Below are 20838 nucleotides of genomic sequence, written 5' to 3'. Positions count from 1 at the left end.
ACCGCTGACGAAACAAAGGTCGGTAGTGTAACAGCCAAGGACGAACCTATTGAGCACATGGATATGCGGTGCCGGCTGGGGCACATGCTTGGTGGCGCTGTGCGAGTGGCGCTGCGCTATCATGCGGCCACCATCTGTTCCGGAAGGCCGCGCCACGGCGCCACCGACGCAAGCACCCATGCGGTTCCGTTTCCTCGAAGACCAGGAAGTCACGCTGTTCGCGGCGATCCCGGTCGGCATACTTGCAGCCATTGCGACGACCCTGTTCAAGGAAGCGCTGGAACGGGCCGGTGTCGTGCTCTTCTCGAGCAATGCCGATATCGTCGCGGTATTTGCCGGACTGGCGCTGGCGTGGCGCATCGTCGTGCCGGCGGCAGGCGGGGCGCTCGCCGGCCTGCTGCTCGCGGCCGCCAACCGGTTCGCCGGCAGTGGCGGCGCGACCGACTACATGGAAGCCGTGGCCAACGGCAGCGGCCGCCTGCCCGTGCGCGTCACGCTGCTGCGCTCGCTGTCGTCGTTCTGTTCGATCGTCAGCGGCAGCTCGGTCGGCAAGGAAGGCGCCATGATCCAGCTCGCCGCCCTGTGCGGCTCGCTGTTTCCGTCGACGCGCATCGGCCGGCCCGATGGCGCCTCGAACATGGGCCGCATGTTGACGGCCTGCGGTGCCGCCGCCGGCCTGGCCACGGTCTACCACACGCCGCTCTCGGCGGCCGTGTTCGTGGCCGAAGTGGTGTTCGGCGCACTGGCGGTGCAACGGCTGATGCCGCTGTTCCTGGCTTCCGTGGCCGGCGCGATGGTCAGCCAGTGGCATAGTGGCCTGCAGCCGCTGTATCCCGGCCTGCACATTGCGCCCGACCTGCGCCCGCAACTGATCGTGGCTGCAGCTGGACTGGGCGTGGCGGCCGGTGTCGTCGGCGCGCTGTTCCTGCGCGCCGCAAGCAAGGCGCGCGGGCGCTTCGCGCACGTGCCCGGCGGGCCGGTAGCGCGGCTGGCCCTGGGCGGCGCGCTCGTCGGCGTGCTGGCCATGGGCGTCCCGGAAGTGGTTGGCAATGGCTACTCCACTATCCAGACCATCCTGCAGGAGCAGCCGCTGACGGTCTCGGTCGGGCTGGTGCTGCTGGCCAAGCTGGCGGCCACGGTCATCAGCATGGGCTCCGGCGCTGTCGGCGGCGTGTTCACGCCGTCGCTGTTCGTCGGCGCCGCGCTGGGGCAGCTGCTGGCGCTGGCGATGCAGGCCGTGATGCCCGGCGCGCCGGCATCGCCGGTGCTGCCCCTGGTCGGCATGAGCGCATTTCTCGCGGCGACCAGCCAGGCGCCGCTGATGTCGGTGCTGATGGTGTTCGAGATGACGCTGGCGCCGGCACTGCTGCTGCCCTCGATGATCGGCGCCGTGGCCGCGTACTACACGGCGTCGCGCTGCCAGACGCTGTCGCTCTACAGCGTGATTGCCGAGCGCGCGCAGGCCTCGGCCGCGGCAGAGCACGCGCGCGCCATGACGCTGGCCGGGCTGTGCGATCCGACTGATACCACGCTGGCGCCCGATGTCTCGCTTGCCGCCGCGGCCGACAAGTTTGCCGAGACCGGCACGCGCTACCTGTACCTGGTCGGGGCCGATGGTCGGCTGCTGGGCGCCCTGTCAATCCATGCGCTGCAGCGCGCGCAGCGCGAAGGTTCCACTACCGGCGTGCTGGCGCTGGCCGAGCGCGATTTCCCCGCGCTGACGCCGGAATCGCGGCTGCGCGACGCGCTGGAGGTCTTTGCGGCCCATGGCATCAACCGGATTCCGCTGGTGCGCGATGCCGGCAGCCGGGAGCTGATGGGGACGGTGTCCAAGCAGCGTGTGCTGCAGGAGGCATCCTGCCTGTTTTAGGCGAGCGCGCGCGTTGCATGGGAATGGGGGAGAGGTTAGGGTTTGTTGTGCTTGGCAGGCCAAGCACAACAAACCCACCACCACCCATTCCCCGCAATCCTCCGAAGAACCGTAAAATAACAGGTTACCTTCCAGTTCCCCATTCAACCTAAGCTGCACCGCTTCCGGAGCCCATATGCCCGCTGGCCGTTCCCCGCGTCCGAGTGCTTCATCGCGTTTCCTCAAGCCGCTGCTGGCCCTGTCGCTCGGCACGGCGCTGTGGCTCGGCGCCGCCGGCGCCATGGCGCAGCCGATCCGCGTGATCCCGGTCGATGCGCCGCAGGCAAGGCTGGTTATCGCCGCGCCGTCCGCCGGCGCGCCGCAGACGGTCACGCTCGATGGCAAGACCATCGGCGTGGCGCCGGGCCTGCGCGTCTTCGGCACCGACAACCAGTTGCAGAACCTGACTGCCATCGCCGGCCAGAAGCTGCCGGTGCGCTACCAGCTGGACCTGTACGGCCAGCTCCTGACCGCCTGGGTACTGAGCGAACAGGAACAGAAGGAACTGAAGGCAAAAAAATCCTGACCCATCGAAGTACGGCGGCGCACGCGCGTCCCGTGTCGTTGCAACACCCTGATGCCCCCAGGTGAACCACTGAGACCGGCACCATGAAGAAAGTATTTGTGAAAACGTACGGCTGTCAGATGAACGAGTATGACTCGGACAAGATGGTCGACGTCCTGAACGCCAGCCAGGGGCTGGAACCCACCGACAACGTCGAAGACGCCGACGTGATCCTGTTCAATACCTGCTCGGTGCGCGAAAAGGCGCAGGAGAAGGTGTTCTCCGAGCTGGGCCGCATGAAGGCGCTCAAGGCCGTGAAGCCCGACCTCGTGATCGGCGTCGGCGGCTGCGTGGCCAGCCAGGAGGGCGCCAGCATCGTCTCGCGCGCACCGTATGTCGACGTGGTGTTCGGCCCGCAGACGCTGCACCGCCTGCCCGACCTGATCGCGCGCCGCCAGCGCACCGGCCAGTCGCAGGTCGATATCTCGTTCCCCGAGATCGAGAAGTTCGACCACCTGCCGCCGGCCCGCGTCGAAGGCCCGAGCGCCTTCGTCTCGATCATGGAAGGCTGCTCGAAGTACTGCAGCTACTGCGTGGTCCCCTACACGCGCGGCGAGGAAGTCTCGCGCCCGTTCGAGGACGTGCTGGCCGAAGTGGCCGGGCTGGCCGAACAGGGCGTGCGCGAAGTCACGCTGCTGGGCCAGAACGTCAACGCCTATCGCGGCGCCATGGGCGGCACCAGCGAGATCGCCGACTTCGCGCTGCTGATCGAGTACGTGGCCGAGATCCCCGGCATCGAGCGCATCCGCTACACCACCAGCCACCCGAAGGAATTCACGAGCCGCCTGGTCGATCTGTACGGCCGCTGCGACAAGCTCGTCAACCACCTGCACCTGCCGGTGCAGCATGCGTCCGACCGCGTGCTGATGGCGATGAAGCGCGGCTACAGCGTGCTCGAGTACAAGAGCATCGTGCGCCGGCTGCGCGCGCTGCGCCCCGACATGTCGATGTCGTCGGACTTCATCGTCGGCTTCCCCGGCGAAACCGACGCCGACTTCGACAAGCTGATGGCCATGATCGAAGAGATCGGCTACGACACCTCGTTCTCGTTCATCTTCAGCCCGCGCCCCGGCACGCCCGCGGCCAATTTGCATGACGACACGCCGCACGAGGTGAAGCTGCGCCGCCTGCAACACCTGCAGGCCACGATCGAGGAGAACGTGCAGCGCATCAGCCGCAACATGGTCGGCACGGTGCAGCGCATCCTGGTCGAAGGCCCGGCACGCAAGGACCCGACCGAACTGCACGGCCGCACCGAGAACAACCGCGTGGTCAACTTCGCGCTGCCGGGCGTGCCCCAGGCGCAGCGCGACCGCATGATCGGCCAGATGGTCGAGGTGTCGATCACGCAGGCGTTCCCGCACTCGCTGCGCGGTGAGATCGTGGTGCGGCAATGAGCGAAGGCACCTCTCGCGCCAGAATGAAGATTCCTACCGCAGAATTCGTCGCCCCGCGCGACGACAACACCCGGCTGCAGAACCTGTGCGGCCCGCTCGACGAGAACCTGCGCCAGATCGAACAGGCACTCGATGTGAACATCCAGCGCCGCGGCCACCGCATGACGGTGCGCGGGACCAACGCGCAGGATGCCGCAGCCGCGCTGGAGCGCTTCTACAACGAGGCGCGCACCGCGCTGTCGATCGACGACGTGCAGCTCGGCCTGGTGGAAACGCGCCAGATCTCCGCGCACGGCGGCTACCTGCCGCAAGCCGACGACGAGAATGCTCCCCCCGGGTTCGAGGACGATTCCCCGGTGCTGCACACGCGGCGCCCGGGCCTGCAGGGCCGTACCGTCACGCAGCGCGAGTACCTGCGCCACATCCTGTCGCACGACCTGACCCTGGGCGTGGGCCCGGCGGGCACGGGCAAGACCTATCTCGCGGTGGCGTGCGCGGTCGATGCGCTCGAGCGCGACACGGTCAAGCGCATCGTGCTGACGCGTCCGGCCGTGGAAGCGGGCGAGCGCCTGGGCTTCCTGCCCGGCGACCTCGCGCAGAAGGTCGACCCGTACCTGCGTCCGCTGTATGACGCGCTGTACGACCTGCTCGGCTTCGACCGCACGCAGAAGATGTTCGAGCGCCAGATGATCGAGATCGCGCCGCTCGCTTACATGCGCGGACGCACGCTCAACCATGCCTTCATCATCCTGGACGAGGCGCAGAACACCACGCCCGAGCAGATGAAGATGTTCCTCACGCGCATCGGCTTCGGTTCCAAGGCGGTGATCACCGGCGACACCACGCAGATCGACCTGCCGCGCGGGCAGAAGAGCGGCCTGGTCGAGGCCCAGCACGTGCTGCGCGAGGTGCGCGGCGTTGCGTTCACGCGCTTTTCCAGCATCGACGTCGTGCGCCACCCGCTGGTGGCCCGCATCGTCGACGCCTATGACGAATATCACGCCCAGCACAAGGACGCGTAAGTGAAATCCAAGAAAGCCAATGCCAATTCTTCCGGCGTCAGCCTGACCCTGTTCGATGACGAGGGCCGTGCGCGCAAGAGCGCAGCCCATGCCGTGCGCGTGCAACTGCCCGACGGCCGCAGCCTGACCCTCGACCTGTCGCAGGCCGCCGACGGCGTGGTGGCCCTGCTGGCCGAGCATACCGACACCCGCCAGCAGGCCGGCCTGCTGGTACGCCCGGACAATAGCGATGCGCTGTCGGTCGCCGTGACCGCCACGCCGGTCGTCACCACGACGGGCACCCCCGCCACGCCGCCCGCGCTGGACCTGGAGGTGCAGCAAGGCGACGGCGTCGGCAAGCGCGCCGGCCTGCCTGCACGCAGGCAGATCGAGACCTGGGTGACATCGGCGCTGTACGCCGACGCCGCGCTCACCGTTCGCTTCGTCGGCGAAGACGAGGGCCGCACGCTCAACCGCACCTACCGCGGCAAGGACTACGCCACCAATGTGCTGACCTTTGCGTACGCCGAGAATGAGGACGACCCGGTGACCGGCGACATCGTGCTGTGCTGCCCCGTGGTGGAAGCCGAAGCGCGCGAGCAGCGCAAGCCGCTCGAAGCGCACTACGCGCACCTGATCGTGCATGGCGTACTGCACGCGCAAGGCTACGAGCACGATGACGATGCCGAAGCCGAGGAAATGGAAGCGATCGAGACCGAAACGCTCCAGGCCCTGGGCTATGACGATCCTTACCGCAACGACCGCAAGCCGGTCGCGCACTGAAAGCCGGCCGCTTCGCCCCTGAAGTGAGCCTACCCGCACACAGCCAGCCGCATTGGCTGGCTGTGTCACGAGAGTTGCCGGGCTTTTAGTGTATCCTTCAGACGATCTCCACCACGCGCTTGCCGCGAAATGAACGACCCCTATCCCAGTTCGAAGCCTGCCCAATTCAAGCAGTCCGATCGTCCCCGATCGCTTCTCGAACGCCTGACAGACCTGATTTCCCCTGAGCCCGAATCCCGCGCGGAGTTGCTTGCCGTGCTCCAGGATGCGCACGAGCGCAACCTGATCGACGCCGATTCGCTCTCCATGATCGAGGGCGTGTTCCAGGTCTCCGAGCTGACCGCGCGCGACATCATGGTGCAGCGTTCGCAGATGGATATGGTCAATATCGCGGACGTGCCGCAGACCTTCATCCCCTTCATGCAGCATACGGCGCACTCGCGCTTTCCGGTGTACGAAGGCAGCCGCGACAACATCATCGGCATCCTGCTGGCCAAGGACCTGCTGCGCTACTACACCGACGAGCAGTTCGACCTGCGCGAAACGCTGCGCCCGGCGGTGTTCATTCCGGAATCCAAGCGCCTGAACATCCTGCTGCGCGAGTTCCGCAACAACCGCAACCACATTGCCATCGTCGTCGATGAATACGGCGGCGTGGCGGGCCTGGTCACGATCGAGGACGTGCTGGAACAGATCGTCGGCGACATCGAGGACGAGTTCGATCTCGACGAAGACCAGGACAACATCCTGCCGCTGCCCGACGGTGGCTGGCGCGTGCATGGCCTGACCGAGATCTCGCAGTTCAACGAGGTATTCGGCACGGCATTCTCCGACCATGACGTCGATACCGTGGGCGGGCTGCTGTCGAACCATCTCGGCCATGTGCCGCACCGCGGCGAGATCATCACCCTGCCGCCGGTCCGCTTCGAAGTGCTGCGCGCCGACGCGCGCCAGGTCCACCTGCTGCTCGTGCACCGCGAGTCGCCCGCGAACCACCTGGCCGACGCATGAAGCGCCAGGCCCCTGTGCTGGCCGGCACGCCCGGCACGGCGCGCGAGCGCGTCTCCACGGCAATCCTTGCGCGCCTGCTATTGGCGGGCATGCTCGGCATCGCCCACACCCAGGCCTTCGCCCCGCATGACTGGTGGTGGCTGCAGATCCTGTCGCTGGCCGGCCTGGCCGCGATGATCGCCGATGCGCCGCGCGCTCGCGTGGCAGCCGCTACCGGCTATGCCTTCGGCCTGGGCTGGTTCCTGTCCGGCATCTGGTGGCTCTACATCAGCATGCATGTCTACGGCGAGATGCCGGCCTGGATGGCCGCGCTGGCCGTGGTGCTGTTCAGCGCCTTCCTGTCGCTCTATCCGGCGCTGGCCGCCGCGGCATGGCACCGCCTGGCCACGCGCCTGCCGCGGCTGTCGATCTGGAGTCCGCTGGCCTTCGGCGCGGCGTGGGGACTGTCGGAGTGGCTGCGCGGCGTGGTCTTTACCGGATTCCCTTGGCTGTCGGGCGGCTATGCGCATACCGATGGCCCGCTGGCCGGCTTTGCGCCGTTGCTCGGCGTGTACGGCATTGGCGCGCTGGCGGCCACCGTGGCCGCACTGCTGGTGCTGGCCGTGCGCGCATCCGCGCGGCGCGCCGCCAGCCGCGGACTGGCTGCCGCCGTGCTCGGCGCGGCCCTGCCGGTCTCGGGCGCGGCCCTGGCGCCGCTGGCATGGACCACGCCGGCAGGCAGCCCGATCACGGTCAGGCTGCTGCAAGGCAACGTGCCGCAGGACATCAAGTTCGAGCAGGCCGGCGTGCAGCGCTCGATCGAACTCTATCGGGACATGATCACAGCCACGCCAGCCGACCTGATCGTGACGCCGGAAACCGCGTTTCCGGTCATCCTGCAGGACTTGCCGGTCGAGGTCGCCATGGCCATGCGCGACTTCATGGAGAAGTCCGGCACCACCGTGCTGTTCGGCGCCGCCGGCGCCGATTCGCCGGTCGACTTCACCAACAGCGTGTTCGGCATTGGCCCGCAGTCACGCGGGCTCTACCGCTACAACAAGCACCATCTGGTGCCGTTCGGCGAATTCATTCCGCTTGGATTCCACTGGTTCGTCGACATGATGAAGATGCCGCTCGGCGACTTCCGCCGCGGCGGGCTGGACCAGCCGCCGATGCCCGTGCGCGGCGTGCACGTGGCGCCCAATATCTGCTACGAGGATCTGTTCGGCGAGGAAATCGCCCAGTCGCTGCGACACCAGTCCGCGCCCGCGAACATGATGGTGAACCTGACCAACCTGGCCTGGTTCGGCGACACGATCGCGCTGGACCAGCATCTGCAGATCTCACGCATGCGCGCGCTGGAAATGCGCCGCCCGATGCTGCGCGCGACCAATACCGGCATGACGGCCGTGGTGACGCCGGACGGCAAGGTGCAGGCGCGCTTGCCGACCTTCACCGTCGATGCACTGACGGCCTCGGTGCAAGGCATGGAGGGCCTGACGCCCTATATTCGCTGGGGAAATGTGCCGGTGCTGGCGTGGATTGCAGCCGTGTTGGCGGTGGCTGCCTGGCGCGCGCGGCGCGCACGCTGAAGCGCCAGTCAGATCACAGGCTGCAGGTCTGCCGCGGCGCGTCCGTCACGGGTAGTGCGGTGCGCGTCGGGCCCCGGCATTGTCGCGGTGTTGCCTGGCAATGCCGTTTCGTCTTGCCGCTGCCTGGTGAATCAGCCGAGCAGGCTCGTCACAGCCGAAAGGGCTGCCGCGGCGATCATGACCGCGATGGCGAGCAGATAAGGTTTGCGAGAAAGTAGTGTCATGACCCATGTCCCCATTTGGTAGCAGGAAGCGGAACTCCCATCCGGCACATCACGCGCGCTGGCGCGGCGTCGGTGTCCGGTGTCCTTCGCAACTCTGACTCTGACTGCCGGTTGCTTACTCATACTGTATACAAAAACGTTATCGGCAAGGGCAAGGCTGCCTGAAACCCCCGTCGGTGTTTTCCCCATGCGTTGCGAAAGACCGACATGCCGCCGCAGCCCGCAAACGCAGGCCGGGGTTCAAAAAACCGATAGAATTCAGGGTTTGGCACCAACCGTATGCGTCGCCCGCTGCACTTTGCCTGCAGCCCGCGCCAGAGATGGCGCGGCATCGCGGCGGGACTCCCGATCTAGTCTCCCTATGCTGACCTTCCAACAAATGATTCTGACCCTGCAGGCCTACTGGGACCGGCAGGGCTGCGCACTCCTGCAACCCATCGATCTGGAGGTCGGCGCGGGGACTTCGCACGTGCACACCTTCCTGCGCGCGATCGGACCGGAGCCCTGGCGCGCGGCCTACGTACAGCCGTCGCGCCGGCCCAAGGACGGCCGCTACGGCGAGAACCCGAACCGCCTGCAGCACTACTACCAGTACCAGGTGGTGCTCAAGCCCGCGCCGGAAAACATCCTCGAGCTGTACCTCGGCTCGCTCGAAGCGCTGGGCCTGGACCTGAAGCAGAACGACATCCGCTTCGTCGAAGACGACTGGGAGAACCCCACCCTGGGCGCATGGGGCCTGGGCTGGGAAGTCTGGCTCAACGGCATGGAGGTGACGCAGTTCACCTACTTCCAGCAAGTCGGCGGCATCGACTGCAAGCCCATCACGGGCGAAATCACCTATGGCATCGAACGCCTGGCCATGTACCTGCAGAAGGTCGAGAACGTCTACGACCTGGTGTGGACCGAGTGGGAAGAGAACGGCGAAATGCGCCGCCTGACCTATGGCGATGTCTACCACCAGAACGAGGTCGAGCAGTCCACGTACAACTTTGAGCACAGCAACACCGAAATCCTGTTCCGCCATTTCGCCGAGCATGAAGGCGAAGCGAAGCGCCTGATGGGCGATACGGGCAAGCCGGACGACAGCGGCGCCGCAGCGCAAGCCGGAACCGGCCCGCGCCTGGCCCTGCCCGCCTATGAACAGGTGCTCAAGGCCGCCCACACGTTCAACCTGCTGGACGCACGCGGCGCGATTTCCGTGACCGAGCGTGCCGCGTATATCGGCCGCATCCGCAACCTCTCGCGCCAGGTGGCACAGGCCTACTACGATTCGCGCGAAGCACTGGGCTTCCCGATGTGCGGCGGGGCCAAGGCATGACGATGCTCGCGCGCAGCGCGCTGTGCTGCGCCCTGGCAATGGCCGTGCTGGCAGCGACGGGCGCCGCCGCCGCGCGCGCCACGGCCCAGCCTGCGCCGGGCCCGCAGGCGCTGCTGCTGCCTGCCGAGCTGTCCAATGTGTGCGAAGGCGATCCGCAGGGGCTGCAGCTGGCCATGGCGCGTCACTGGCGCCCGTCGCTGAATGCGCTCGACCAGTGGACGCAGCTGGTGCGGTCGTTTGCGTGCGACCTGTCCGGCTCGCGCGATCTCGGCTGGCACCGCGTGCCGCTGCGGGCCTACGAAAGCGCGATCCGCTACCCGCTGACCTGGGTCGAGACGGAAACCCGCAACGGCAAGGCGCGCCGCGTCGTGCGTACCTACTATTCGGCCGCACAGTTGCCGTCGAAGATCGATTTCTGGGTGGGCGGGAACATCGACGAGATCCGCTACGACAAGCGCCTGCGCCGTATCGAAGCACGCTTTCCGGCCGCGGGCAGCCGCCCTGCCGGCAACGGTGCGGCGAGTGCCGTCGCCGTGGCGCAATGCGCGTCCACCACGCTGCAATTCCGGCAACAGAACGGCCTCTGGCTGCTCTCCGGTGTAGAACCTAATCTTGCGCCGCGCTGCTGATTGCAGGGCGTGCCACAACCTGTTGGAAACGATTCATGTCGCAACCCATGACCGACTCGCTGCTGATCGAACTGTTCACCGAAGAGCTGCCACCCAAGGCCTTGTCGCGCCTGGGCGACGCCTTCGCGCAGGGCCTGTTCGCCGGCCTGCGCGAGCGCGATCTGCTTGAAGCCGATGCCGTCGTCACGCCCTACGCTTCGCCGCGCCGCCTGGCCGCGCTGGTTTCCGGCGTGCGCCGCAGCGCACCGGACCGCGAGCAGCGCGAGAAGGTCCTGCCGCTGTCCGTGGCGCTGGGCGCCAACGGCGAACCCACCGCGCCGCTGGCCAAGAAGCTCGCCGCGCTGGCCAAGTCCGTCGGCGTGCCCGAGATCGACTGGCAGACGCTGGAGCGCGCCTCCGACGGCAAGGCCGAGGCCTTCTTCTATCGCTACACCGCCAAGGGCGCGGAGCTGGCCGGCGGCCTGCAGGCCGCGCTGGACGACACCATCGGCAAGCTGCCGATCCCGAAGGTGATGAGCTATCAGCGCCCGGACGGCAACACGGTGCATTTCGTGCGCCCCGCGCACCGCCTGGTGGCGCTGTTCGGCAGCGAAATCGTGCCGGTCTCCTTGCTGGGCCTGCAGGCCGGCAACCTGACGCAAGGCCATCGCTTCCTGTCTCAGGGCGTGATCGAGGTCCCGCACGCGACGCAGTATGCGGACGCGCTCCTGCAGCAGGGCAAGGTGATCGCCAACTATGCGCAGCGCCGCGAGTCGATCCGCGAGCAGTTGCTCAAGGCCGCCGGCGCCGACCAGGTCGTGATGCCGGACGCGCTGCTGGACGAAGTGACTTCGCTGGTGGAATGGCCGGTGGTCTACGCCTGCCATTTCGAGGAAGCCTTCCTGGCCGTGCCGCAGGAATGCCTGATCCTGACGATGCAGACCAACCAGAAGTACTTCGCGCTGACCGACGCCGAAGGCCACCTGCGCAACCGCTTCCTGATCGTTTCCAACCTCGCCACCGACACGCCGCAGTCGATCATCACGGGCAACGAGCGCGTCGTGCGCCCGCGCCTGGCCGACGCCAAGTTCTTCTTCGACCAGGACCGCAAGAAGACACTGGCCTCGCGCGTGCCGCAGCTCGCGAGCGTGGTCTACCACAACAAGATCGGCACCCAGCTTGACCGCGTGCAGCGCCTGCAGCAGATCGCCGGGCATATCGCCGACGCGCTGAATGCCGCCGGCGTCGCGGTCGACAAGGCCGCCGCCATGCGCGGCGCCGAACTGGCCAAGGCCGACCTGCTGACCGACATGGTCGGCGAGTTCCCCGAGCTGCAGGGCACCATGGGCACGTACTACGCCCGCCACGACGACGAGGCTGAGGACGTCGCGCTGGCCTGCTCCGAACACTACCGTCCGCGCTTTGCCGGCGATGCGCTGCCCGAAGGCGCCGTCAGCACCGCCGTGGCGCTGGCCGACAAGCTGGAAACGCTGGTCGGCATCTGGGGCATCGGCCTGCAGCCGACCGGCGAGAAGGACCCGTTCGCACTGCGCCGCCACGCGCTGGGCATCCTGCGCATGCTGATCGAGAAGCCGCTGGCCCTGTCGGTCGACGCGCTGCTCGCGCTGACCCTGCAGGCCTTTGCCGGCGTACCCGCCGTCAAGCCGGCCCCCGAGGCCATCGCCGACTTCCTCTATGACCGTGTGCGCGGCTACCTGAAGGACAAGGGCTACACCACGAACGAAGTCGAAGCCGTGGTCAGCCTGCGTCCGCAGCAGCTGCACGACGTGATCGGCCGCATGGAAGCCGTGCGCACCTTCGCCGCGCTGCCCGAGGCCGAGGCACTGGCCGCCGCCAACAAGCGCATCACCAACATCCTGAAGAAGAACGCCGAAGCCGCCCAGGACATTGCCGCGGTCAACCCGGCCCTGTTCCAGGAAGATGCCGAACGCGCGCTGCATGGCGCCATCGAGCGCGTGCGCCCGGTCGTGGAAGCCGCCTTCGCGCGCGGCGACTTCACCAGCGCGCTGCGCGACCTGGCCCAGCTGCGCGAGGCCGTGGACGGCTTCTTCGACAGCGTGATGGTGATGGCCGAGGATGCACAGCTGCGCGCCAATCGCCTGGCGCTGCTGGCCTCGCTGCACGCGCTGGCCAACCGCGTGGCCGATATCTCCAAGCTGGCGGCGTGACCGACAGCCACACCGGGAACCAGATATGCCGCAGATGCCGCCCAAGTTCGTCATCCTCGATCGTGACGGGGTGATCAACCTCGACAGCGACCAGTTCGTGAAATCGGCCGACGAATGGGTGCCGATCGAGGGCAGCCTCGAAGCCATCGCCGCGATGAACCAGGCGGGCTACCGCGTGGTGGTCGCCAGCAACCAGTCCGGCATCGGCCGCGGCCTGTTCGAGATGAGCGCGCTCAATGCCATGCACGAGAAGATGTACAAGGCACTGGCCAATCTCGGCGGGCGCGTCGACGCCGTGTTCTTTTGCCCGCATACCGCGGCCGACGCCTGCGACTGCCGCAAACCCAAGCCCGGACTGCTCGACCAGATCGGCGAACGCTTCGGTATCGAACTCAAGGGCGTGCCCATTGTCGGCGACTCGCTGCGCGACCTCGAGGCCGGCGTGGCAGTCGGCTGCACGCCGCACCTGGTCCTGACCGGAAAGGGCCGGAAGACCCTGGACAAGGGCGGCCTGCCTCCGGGCACACGCGTTCACGACGACCTGCGCGCATTCGCGCGCTGGCTGGCCGACGGCGACGGCGCGCCGCGCACGACTGCTTCCTGACCCTCAGCTGACCCACTGCCGACCCCATCAAGCGCCCCTCGATGACCTTTTTGCGTTCCTTTCTGTTTGCGCTGTACCTGCTGGTGCTGACGCCGCCCTACGCATGCGCCTGCTTTATCGTGTTCCCGTTCATGAATGCCGCGCGGCGCTTCGATTTCGTGCGCGGGTGGACCCGCCTGGCGATTGGCGCGGCACGCCTGCTCTGCGGCATCCGTTACCGGATCGAAGGCCGGGAGCACATGGACAACATGCTGGACAAGCCCGTGGTGCTGCTCTCCAAGCACCAGTCTGCGTGGGAGACCATCGCCTATGTGGCGCTGATGCCCAAGCCGCTGTGCTATGTCTTCAAGCGCGAGCTGCTGCTGGTGCCGTTCTTCGGCTGGGCGCTGGGCATGCTGAAGATGGTGCATATCAACCGCAAGGAAGGCACCAAGGCATTCTCCTCCGCCGCGCGCCAGGGCCGCGAACGCCTGGCCGAGGGCGCGTGGATCATCATGTTCCCCGAGGGCACGCGCACGCCGTCGGGACTGGCAAACCCGCGCTACAAGAGCGGGGGCGCCCGGCTCGCCGTGGAAACCGGGGCGTGGGTGATTCCCATGGCCGTCAATTCGGGCCGCGTGTGGCCGCGCAATTCCTTCCTCAAGTACCCAGGCACGATCACGATCTCGATCGGGCCGTCGATTCCTTCGGCCAACAAGACGGCCGACCAGCTTAACCAGGAAGTGCGCGACTGGATCGAGCGCGACATGCGCCGCATCGACGCGCAGAGCTACGCCAACGGACAGGCCGCATGAGCTTGCTGCGTCCCGCACCCGACGCCCCCGGCGCCCAGCTGGAGCTGCCGCTGGCCGACAGCGGGGAGGGCATCGTAGCGGGGCTCGCGACGCCGCAGGGACAACCGTCGCAGCCGCCCGCGGGCGGGTGGCCCGCGCCGCAACCGGACGCCCGCAGGCTCCAGATTGGCGAGCACACGCTGCACTACACGCTCAAGCGTTCGTCGCGCCGGACCATCGGCTTCACGGTCGACGACCGCGGCCTGTCGATCACCGCGCCGCGCTGGGTCACGCTGGCCGATGTCGAGAGCGCCATCGTCGAAAAGCAGCGCTGGATCCTGAGCAAGCTCGGCGAATGGCGCCAGCGTGAAACGCGGCGCGTACTGCCGACCGTGCAGTGGCGCGATGGCGCCACCCTGCCCTTCCTCGGGCAGACCATCACGCTCGTCCTGGAGTCCCCCATCGGCGCGGTGCTGTTCAATGGCGAGACACGGGTGCTCCACCTGGCCATGCCCGCACATGCCGACGAGCAGCAGATCAAGGACCGCGTGCAGGGCTGGCTGCAGCAGCAAGCGCGCCGCCTGCTGCCGCAACGGCTCGACCACTACGCCGAGCGCCTCGGCGTGCGCCATTCCGGATTTGCGCTGACCTCGGCCGCCACGCGCTGGGGTAGCTGCACCGCGGACGGCAAGATCCGCCTGAACTGGCGACTGATGCACTTCCCGATGTCGATGATCGACTATGTCGCGGCGCATGAACTGGCGCATCTGAAGGAGATGAACCACGGTCCGCGCTTCTGGGAAACCGTGGAATCGATCTTCCCGGAGTTCCGCGACGCACGCGCGCAGTTGCGCGCGCATCCGCCCGAGTTGCTGCCGACGTTCTGAGCCGTTGCCCCGAGGCGGATGGCACCGCCCGCCTCGCCGGTGCGTTTCACGCAAACGCACTAAAATGTCGCATTCCCTCCAAGAACGACCCACAGGGCATCTCAAATGCGACTCCTCCATACCATGCTGCGCGTCGGCGACCTGCAGCGCTCGATTGATTTCTACACCCGCGTGCTCGGCATGCAGCTGCTGCGCGAAAGCGACAACCCGGAGTACAAGTACCGCCTGGCCTTCGTCGGCTATGGCCCGGAGAGCGAGACCGCGGTGCTGGAACTGACCTACAACTACGGCGTCGACAAGTACGACCTGGGCAGCGCCTACGGCCATATCGCGCTGGAGACCGACAACGCCGCCGCGGCCTGCGACCGCATCCGCGAGGCAGGTGGCAAGGTCACCCGCGAAGCCGGCCCGGTCAAGGGCGGCACTACCGTGATTGCATTTGTCGAGGACCCGGACGGCTACAAGATCGAACTGATCGAGCGCCATTCCACGCGCGACGCCGGCCGTCCCTGAGCGCGCCCGGCATGGACGCGCAAACCCTGAGCCGGCGCCCGCTCGATGGCGCCGCCGTCGGCCTGATGGTGGTGCTGTGCGCTGCCTGGGGGCTGCAGCAGGTCGTGATCAAGCTGACCGCGCCGCTGATGGGCGCGGTGCTGCAGGCGGGCGTGCGCTCGGCCATTGCGGCGCTGCTGGTGTTCGGCTTTGCCGCCTGGCGCGGCACGCCGATCTGGCAGCGCGACGGCACGCTTGGCGCGGGCCTGCTGGCGGGGCTGCTGTTCGGCGCCGAATTTTTCTGCATCTTCGTCGGGCTCGGCCACACCACGGCATCGCGCATGGCGGTGTTCCTGTACACCGCGCCGATCTTCACGGCGATCGGCCTGCATTTTGCCGTTGCCGGCGAGCGACTGCAGCGGGCCCAATGGTTGGGCGTCGTGCTGGCCTTCTGCGGCATGGTGCTGGCCTTTGCGGACGGCATGACGGCAACGTCCGCGCATGGCAGCACGCTGGCCGGCGACGCGCTGGGCGTGGTGGCCGGCCTGCTGTGGGCCGCGACCACCGTGGTCGTGCGTGCGACGCCGCTGGCCAGCGCCCCGGCCAGCAAGACCCTGCTCTACCAGCTCGCGGTGTCCGGCGTGCTGCTGCTGGCCATGGCGCTGATGGGCGGCCAGGCGGACGGTGTGCAGCTCAACGGCGCGGTGCTGGCCAGCCTGTTCTACCAGTCGGTGCTGATCGCGTTTGCCAGCTACCTGGCGTGGTTCTGGCTGCTGCGCCGGTATCTTGCCTCCCGGCTTTCCGTATTTTCGTTCCTGACGCCGCTGTTCGGCGTCGCCTTCGGCGTGGTGCTGATGCAGGATGCGGTGGGGCCGCGCTTTGCCGTGGCCGCGCTGCTGGTGCTGGTTGGCATCGTGCTGGTTAATCGGCGGGGCTGACGGTCGCAATCCGCCGAACCATAAAAAAACGCGCGGTGAATCCGCGCGTTTTTTTGTCGAGCCGCTGCCGGCCCCGGCAATCTTCAACGGCTGCCGAACGAGAACATGCCCAGCGCCTCGCGCACTTCCTCCAGCGTCTGCTGGGTGATGGCCTTGGCCCGATTGGTGCCCTCACGCAGCAGATCAAACACATAGTCCGGGTCCTTGGCGAGCTGCTCGCGGCGCTCACGGATCGGGCCCAGCAGGTCGTTCAGCACGCTTTCGACGCGGCGCTTGAGCACCATGTCGCCCAGCCCGCCACGGCGGTAGTGCGCCTTGAGCTCTTCGACTTCCACCACATTCGGGTCGAAGGCATCGAGGTAGGTGAACACCATATTGCCCTCGACCTGGCCCGGATCGGAAACCTTCAGGTGGTTCGGGTCGGTGTACATGCTGTGCACGGCCGCCTTGACCTGCTCGGGGCTGGCGCCCAGCGCGATGGCATTGCCCTGCGACTTGCTCATCTTGGCCTTGCCGTCGACACCGGGCAGGCGTCCGAACTTCGGGATCAGCGCCTGGCATTCCTTCAGCACGTCGCGTCCAACCTGGTGGTTGATGCGGCGCACGATCTCGTTGGTCTGCTCGATCAGCGGGGCCTGGTCTTCACCAACCGGCACGATGTCGGCCTTGAAGGCGGTGATATCCGCCGCCTGGGCCGCCGGATAGCACATGAAGCCGGCCGGGATGTCGCGGCCGAAGCCGCGCGCCTGGATCTCTTCCTTGATGGTCGGGTTGCGCTCCAGGCGCGATACCGTGACGAAGTTCAGGTACATCAGCGTCAGCTCGGCCAGCGCCGGCAGGTACGACTGCACGGTGATGGTCGTCTTGGTCGGGTCGATGCCGACGGCCAGGTAGTCCAGCGCGACCTCGAGCACGTTGCGGCGCACCTTGTCGGGATCGTGCGCGTTGTCGGTCATGGCCTGCGTGTCGGCCAGCAGCAGGTACTGCTCATGCGTGTCCTGCAACTGCACGCGCGTCTTGAGCGAGCCAACGTAGTGGCCGAGGTGCAGCGGGCCGGTGGGACGATCGCCGGTCAGGATGACCGGTCGCTTGTTGGTTTGCGTGTTGGCTGTCATTGCGGAAATTCGCGGAAATTTCGGGATGTAAGCGGTCTGTGCCTTCAGGCGGCCGGCCTGTCGGAGGCGGCACCGCCAAGGCGGCGCGCCAGTTCGACGTATTCGCCGACGGGCACCTCTTCGGCGCGGCGGCCCAGGTCAAAGCCGATCGCCTCGAAGTCGACCTGGTCGCGCAGGAACGATAGCGTATTGCGCAGCACCTTGCGCCGCTGCGAGAACGCGGCGGTGACCAGGTCGCCGAGCACGGTGATGTCGCAATCGGCATGCGGCGAGCGCAGCCGGCCGTCTTGCGAGCGCGGCCACGGGATCATGCGAACCACGGCGGAATCGACCTTGGGCGGCGGATTGAAAGAGCCCGGCGGCACGTCGAGCACGTGCTCCATGTGGTAGCGCACCTGGAGCATGATCGACAGGCGTCCGAAGGCCTTGCTGCCGGGTTCGGCCACCATGCGGTCGACCACTTCCTTCTGCAGCATGAAATGCTGGTCGCGCACGTGGTCGGCATACTCCATCAGGTGGAACAGCAGCGGGCTCGAAATGTTGTACGGCAGGTTGCCGACGATGCGCAGCGGGCGCCCTGGCACCTGCAACCGGCCAAAATCGAAGGCCAGCGCGTCGCCGGCATGGATCTCCAGACGGTCGCCGTAGCGGCGCCGCAGCCGCTCGACCAGGTCGCGGTCCAGTTCGACCACCTGCATCTGCGGCAGGCGCTCGAGCAGCGGATCGGTCAGCGCGCCCAGGCCGGGGCCGATCTCCACGAGCACATCGTCAGGCAGCGGATTGATGGCATTGACGATGCCGTGGATGACGGATTCGTCGACCAGGAAGTTCTGGCCGAATCGCTTGCGGGCCACGTGGCCCTGGTGCATGTTTGAACGCATGGAGGAATACACCACTAGTGCGTCGGCCTGGCCGTTGCATGCACGCCGTTGGCATGCCCGGCCATGGTGACCGCACTGCGGATGGCCTCGATCATGCTGCCGTGTTCGGCCTGGCCGCTGGCGGCCAGGTCGAGCGCGGTGCCGTGGTCGACCGAGGTGCGGATAAAGGGCAGGCCCAGCGTGATGTTCACGCCGTGCCCGAACGTGCCGTACTTCAGGGGCGCCAGTCCCTGGTCATGGTACATCGCCAGTACGCAGTCGGCGTCGCGCAGGTGGCGCGGCTGGAACAGCGTGTCGGCAGGGTATGGGCCGCGCGCGTCGATGCCGGCATCTTGCGCCAGCGCCAGCGCGGGTTCGATGATGTCGATTTCCTCGCGGCCCATGTGGCCGCTCTCCCCGGCATGAGGATTGAGGCCGGTCACCAGGATACGCGGCCGCGCAATGCCGAACCAGCGGCGCAGGTCAGCGTCGATGATCGACAGCGTCTGCAGCAGCAGCGGCACTGTCAGGGCATCGGGCACCGCACGCAGCGGCAGGTGCGTCGTGGCCAGCGCCACGCGCAGCATGGCGTTGGCATGCGCCGGCTGGGGGCCGGCCAGCATCATCACCACGCGCGGCACGCCGGCCGCCTCGGCAAGGTATTCGGTATGGCCGGTGAACGGCACGCCGGCATCGTTGATCGTGCTCTTCTGCACAGGAGCCGTGACCATGGCCGCGAAACGCGCGGGCGTTCCAGGATGGGACCGGCAGCCGGCAATCGCGGCATCGAGCATCGACAGCACATAGGGGCCGTTGCGCGCATCCAGCCGGCCCGGCTCGCACGCAACCGCCAGCGGTACGTGGTGAATGACGACATCGCCCTCGGCAACGCGGCGCTCCCAGGCATGCGCCACGCCAAGTGCGGCGGCGCGCGATGCCAGCAGGTGCGCATCGCCGAGCACATGGTAGCGGCAGTGCCCATTCTCGCCCGCGAGCTGCAACAGCGCCCCGATGGTGATGTCGGGGCCGATACCGGCGGGTTCGCCGGTCGAGATGGCTAGCGCAAGCGGGTCGGGCATGTCGGGATCGTGCGGCGGGGCCTCAGCGCTGTCGGTTGACGCGGTATTCGACGTACGCCTGCGAACGCAACTGGCGCACCCAGTCATCATAGGCCGCGCGCAGCTTCTGTTCGCGGATTTCGGCACGCGCGAAGTCGCGCTGCTTCTCGGGCGCCATCTCGGTTTCGCGGCGGTTCTGCACCTGGATCAGGTGCACGCCGAACTGCGTCACCACCGGCTCCGAAATTTCGCCGGGGCGCAGCCGGTTCATGGCCTGCTCGAATTCCGGCACCAGTTCGCCCGGCGATACCCAGCCAAGGTCGCCGCCGGCCTGGGCCGAGCCGTCCTGAGAGAAGCGCTTGGCGGCGTCGGCAAAGTCACCGCCGTGCGTAATGCGGTCGCGCAGCGTGCCGAGCTGGCGGCGGGCCTCGGCTTCCGGCATGTTCGGGCCGGTGCGGATCAGGATGTGGCGGACCTGGGTCTGCGTAATGCGCGAGGCCGCGGCCGGGTTGGGGGTTGCGGCCGCAGGCGCCACACGCTTGGCGGCCAGCTTCAGGATGTGGAAGCCGTTGGCGCTTTCCACCACTTCCGGCGCCACGGCGCCTGGCTGCAGATCGACCACGGCATTGGCGAAGACGGCGGGCAGACGGCCGATCTCGCGAAAGCCCATGGCGCCACCCTGGGCCGCCTCAGGCCCCTCCGAATTCGACTGCGCCAGCTGGGCGAAATCGGCACCGCCCTGCGCCTGCTTGAGCAGTCCTTCTGCCTTGGTCTTCAGCGCCTGCTTCTGCGCGTCGGAGGCATCTTCCGGCACGCGCACGAGGATCTGCGCGACGTTGAACTCGGTCGGCCCGGTCGCTGCGCCCTGGCCGCCGCGCGCCGCAAGGTAGTTGTCGATCTCGCCGTCATACACCTGTACCTTCGAGTCCACTTCACGCTCGCGCAGGCGGATCACCTGCACCTGCTTGCGCAGCTCGTCCCGATACTTGGTCCAGGTCATGCCGCTGGATTCGACGCGGCGGCGCAGCTCGGTGGCGCTCAGGCGGTTCTGCTGCGCGACCGATTCGATCGCGCGGTCCAGTTCCTGGTCGGTCACCTTGATGCCGGCGTCCTGCGCGGCCTGGGTCTGCACGCGCTCCATCACCAGGCGCTCGAGCACCTCGCCGAGCAGGTCCGCGCGCGGCGGCGCCGGGCGGTTGGCGGCACGAAGCTGGCTCTCGATCTCGTCGGCGCGGTCGAGCAGTTCGCGGCGCGTGATCACGCTGTTGTTGACCACCGCGACGACTTCATCGACGAGCTGTGAACGCTTGCCGCTGCTCGGTTGCGGCACGCCAAGCTGCGGCTGGCTGGACGGGACGGCCACGTCCGAGGCCTGCGGCACGAAGATGCCAGTGGTGCGCGGCGCTTGCGAAGGCGCCTTGAGCTGCGCCAGGGCAGGTCCTGCCACGGCAGCCAGCACGGCCGACAGCAGCACGCGGCGCCACGGCGACAACACCAGGGAAAACACGGCAAATTCTTGACGTTTCATCGTAATC

At 67.4% G+C, this 20838-nt stretch carries 19 protein-coding genes; 15 read left to right on the top strand and 4 right to left on the bottom strand.

From position 1 onward, the window contains the following. Positions 1 to 178: 178 nt before the first annotated feature. The 15 genes from CupriaWKF_RS02700 (at position 179) to CupriaWKF_RS02630 (ending at position 16270) form a co-directional block, all read left to right on the top strand. Positions 179 to 1870: a ClcB-like voltage-gated chloride channel protein gene (locus CupriaWKF_RS02700; protein ID WP_276099507.1), complete on the top strand. Its 1692-nt coding sequence runs from the start codon at positions 179 to 181 to the stop codon at positions 1868 to 1870. A 175-nt stretch (positions 1871 to 2045) separates the two neighbouring features. Beyond that, positions 2046 to 2435 (top strand): hypothetical protein, encoded by a 390-nt coding sequence (locus tag CupriaWKF_RS02695; protein ID WP_276099506.1) that lies wholly within the window; start codon positions 2046 to 2048, stop codon positions 2433 to 2435. Positions 2436 to 2518: 83 nt separating this feature from the next. Continuing rightward, positions 2519 to 3871: a tRNA (N6-isopentenyl adenosine(37)-C2)-methylthiotransferase MiaB gene (gene miaB, locus CupriaWKF_RS02690; RefSeq protein ID WP_276099505.1), complete on the top strand. Its 1353-nt coding sequence runs from the start codon at positions 2519 to 2521 to the stop codon at positions 3869 to 3871. Between the two features lie 23 nt (positions 3872 to 3894). After that, the gene (locus tag CupriaWKF_RS02685) at positions 3895 to 4893 is read left to right on the top strand and encodes a PhoH family protein (protein WP_276099504.1); all 999 of its coding nucleotides are present in this window, start codon (positions 3895 to 3897) and stop codon (positions 4891 to 4893) included. Next, on the top strand, positions 4894 to 5655 hold the full coding sequence (ybeY, locus tag CupriaWKF_RS02680) for an rRNA maturation RNase YbeY (RefSeq protein ID WP_276099503.1): 762 nt from the start codon (positions 4894 to 4896) through the stop codon (positions 5653 to 5655). It begins immediately after the preceding gene. Positions 5656 to 5784: 129 nt separating this feature from the next. Continuing rightward, positions 5785 to 6666 (top strand): transporter associated domain-containing protein, encoded by an 882-nt coding sequence (locus CupriaWKF_RS02675; protein ID WP_276099502.1) that lies wholly within the window; start codon positions 5785 to 5787, stop codon positions 6664 to 6666. Next, positions 6663 to 8237, top strand: coding sequence for an apolipoprotein N-acyltransferase (gene lnt, locus CupriaWKF_RS02670; protein WP_276099501.1), 1575 nt, complete (start codon positions 6663 to 6665; stop codon positions 8235 to 8237). The genes CupriaWKF_RS02675 and lnt overlap by 4 nt, the downstream gene beginning before the upstream one ends. Positions 8238 to 8822: 585 nt before the next feature. Beyond that, positions 8823 to 9779: a glycine--tRNA ligase subunit alpha gene (gene glyQ, locus CupriaWKF_RS02665; protein ID WP_276099500.1), complete on the top strand. Its 957-nt coding sequence runs from the start codon at positions 8823 to 8825 to the stop codon at positions 9777 to 9779. Next, positions 9776 to 10408: a hypothetical protein gene (locus CupriaWKF_RS02660; RefSeq protein WP_276099499.1), complete on the top strand. Its 633-nt coding sequence runs from the start codon at positions 9776 to 9778 to the stop codon at positions 10406 to 10408. Before glyQ ends, CupriaWKF_RS02660 begins: the two co-directional genes overlap by 4 nt. A gap of 35 nt (positions 10409 to 10443) precedes the next feature. Then, positions 10444 to 12576, top strand: a complete 2133-nt coding sequence (glyS, locus tag CupriaWKF_RS02655; protein WP_276099498.1) for a glycine--tRNA ligase subunit beta — start codon at positions 10444 to 10446, stop codon at positions 12574 to 12576. Positions 12577 to 12601: 25 nt separating this feature from the next. Next, a complete protein-coding gene (gmhB, locus tag CupriaWKF_RS02650) occupies positions 12602 to 13180 on the top strand; it encodes a D-glycero-beta-D-manno-heptose 1,7-bisphosphate 7-phosphatase (RefSeq protein ID WP_276099497.1) in 579 nt (192 codons plus the stop codon). A 41-nt stretch (positions 13181 to 13221) separates the two neighbouring features. Continuing rightward, positions 13222 to 13974, top strand: coding sequence for a lysophospholipid acyltransferase family protein (locus CupriaWKF_RS02645; protein WP_276099496.1), 753 nt, complete (start codon positions 13222 to 13224; stop codon positions 13972 to 13974). Then, the gene (locus tag CupriaWKF_RS02640; RefSeq protein ID WP_276099495.1) at positions 13971 to 14840 is read left to right on the top strand and encodes a SprT family zinc-dependent metalloprotease; all 870 of its coding nucleotides are present in this window, start codon (positions 13971 to 13973) and stop codon (positions 14838 to 14840) included. The genes CupriaWKF_RS02645 and CupriaWKF_RS02640 overlap by 4 nt, the downstream gene beginning before the upstream one ends. Positions 14841 to 14945: 105 nt before the next feature. Continuing rightward, on the top strand, positions 14946 to 15353 hold the full coding sequence (gene gloA / locus CupriaWKF_RS02635; protein ID WP_276099494.1) for a lactoylglutathione lyase: 408 nt from the start codon (positions 14946 to 14948) through the stop codon (positions 15351 to 15353). 11 nt (positions 15354 to 15364) lie between these two features. Further along, positions 15365 to 16270, top strand: a complete 906-nt coding sequence (locus CupriaWKF_RS02630; RefSeq protein WP_276099493.1) for a DMT family transporter — start codon at positions 15365 to 15367, stop codon at positions 16268 to 16270. An 83-nt stretch (positions 16271 to 16353) separates the two neighbouring features. Here the strand turns inward: CupriaWKF_RS02630 and trpS are convergent, their stop codons facing one another. Genes trpS through CupriaWKF_RS02610 form a run of 4 tightly spaced genes read right to left on the bottom strand, consistent with a single transcriptional unit; the run spans position 16354 to position 20831 of the window. Beyond that, positions 16354 to 17385 (bottom strand): tryptophan--tRNA ligase, encoded by a 1032-nt coding sequence (gene trpS, locus CupriaWKF_RS02625; RefSeq protein ID WP_276099492.1) that lies wholly within the window; start codon positions 17383 to 17385, stop codon positions 16354 to 16356. A gap of 44 nt (positions 17386 to 17429) precedes the next feature. Then, positions 17430 to 18266 (bottom strand): 16S rRNA (adenine(1518)-N(6)/adenine(1519)-N(6))-dimethyltransferase RsmA, encoded by an 837-nt coding sequence (gene rsmA, locus CupriaWKF_RS02620; RefSeq protein WP_276099491.1) that lies wholly within the window; start codon positions 18264 to 18266, stop codon positions 17430 to 17432. Positions 18267 to 18280: 14 nt separating this feature from the next. Beyond that, complete coding sequence (gene pdxA / locus CupriaWKF_RS02615; protein WP_276099490.1) at positions 18281 to 19324, bottom strand: 4-hydroxythreonine-4-phosphate dehydrogenase PdxA; 1044 nt, start codon at positions 19322 to 19324, stop codon at positions 18281 to 18283. Positions 19325 to 19346: 22 nt separating this feature from the next. Then, the gene (locus CupriaWKF_RS02610) at positions 19347 to 20831 is read right to left on the bottom strand and encodes a peptidylprolyl isomerase (RefSeq protein ID WP_276099489.1); all 1485 of its coding nucleotides are present in this window, start codon (positions 20829 to 20831) and stop codon (positions 19347 to 19349) included. Between the last annotated feature and the right edge of the window lie 7 nt (positions 20832 to 20838).

It is taken from the genome of Cupriavidus sp. WKF15, assembly GCF_029278605.1.
In the GTDB taxonomy this organism is placed as follows: domain Bacteria; phylum Pseudomonadota; class Gammaproteobacteria; order Burkholderiales; family Burkholderiaceae; genus Cupriavidus.
The sequence above is the reverse complement of the archived record's forward strand: the minus strand, read 5'-3'. Positions and strand labels throughout refer to the sequence as shown.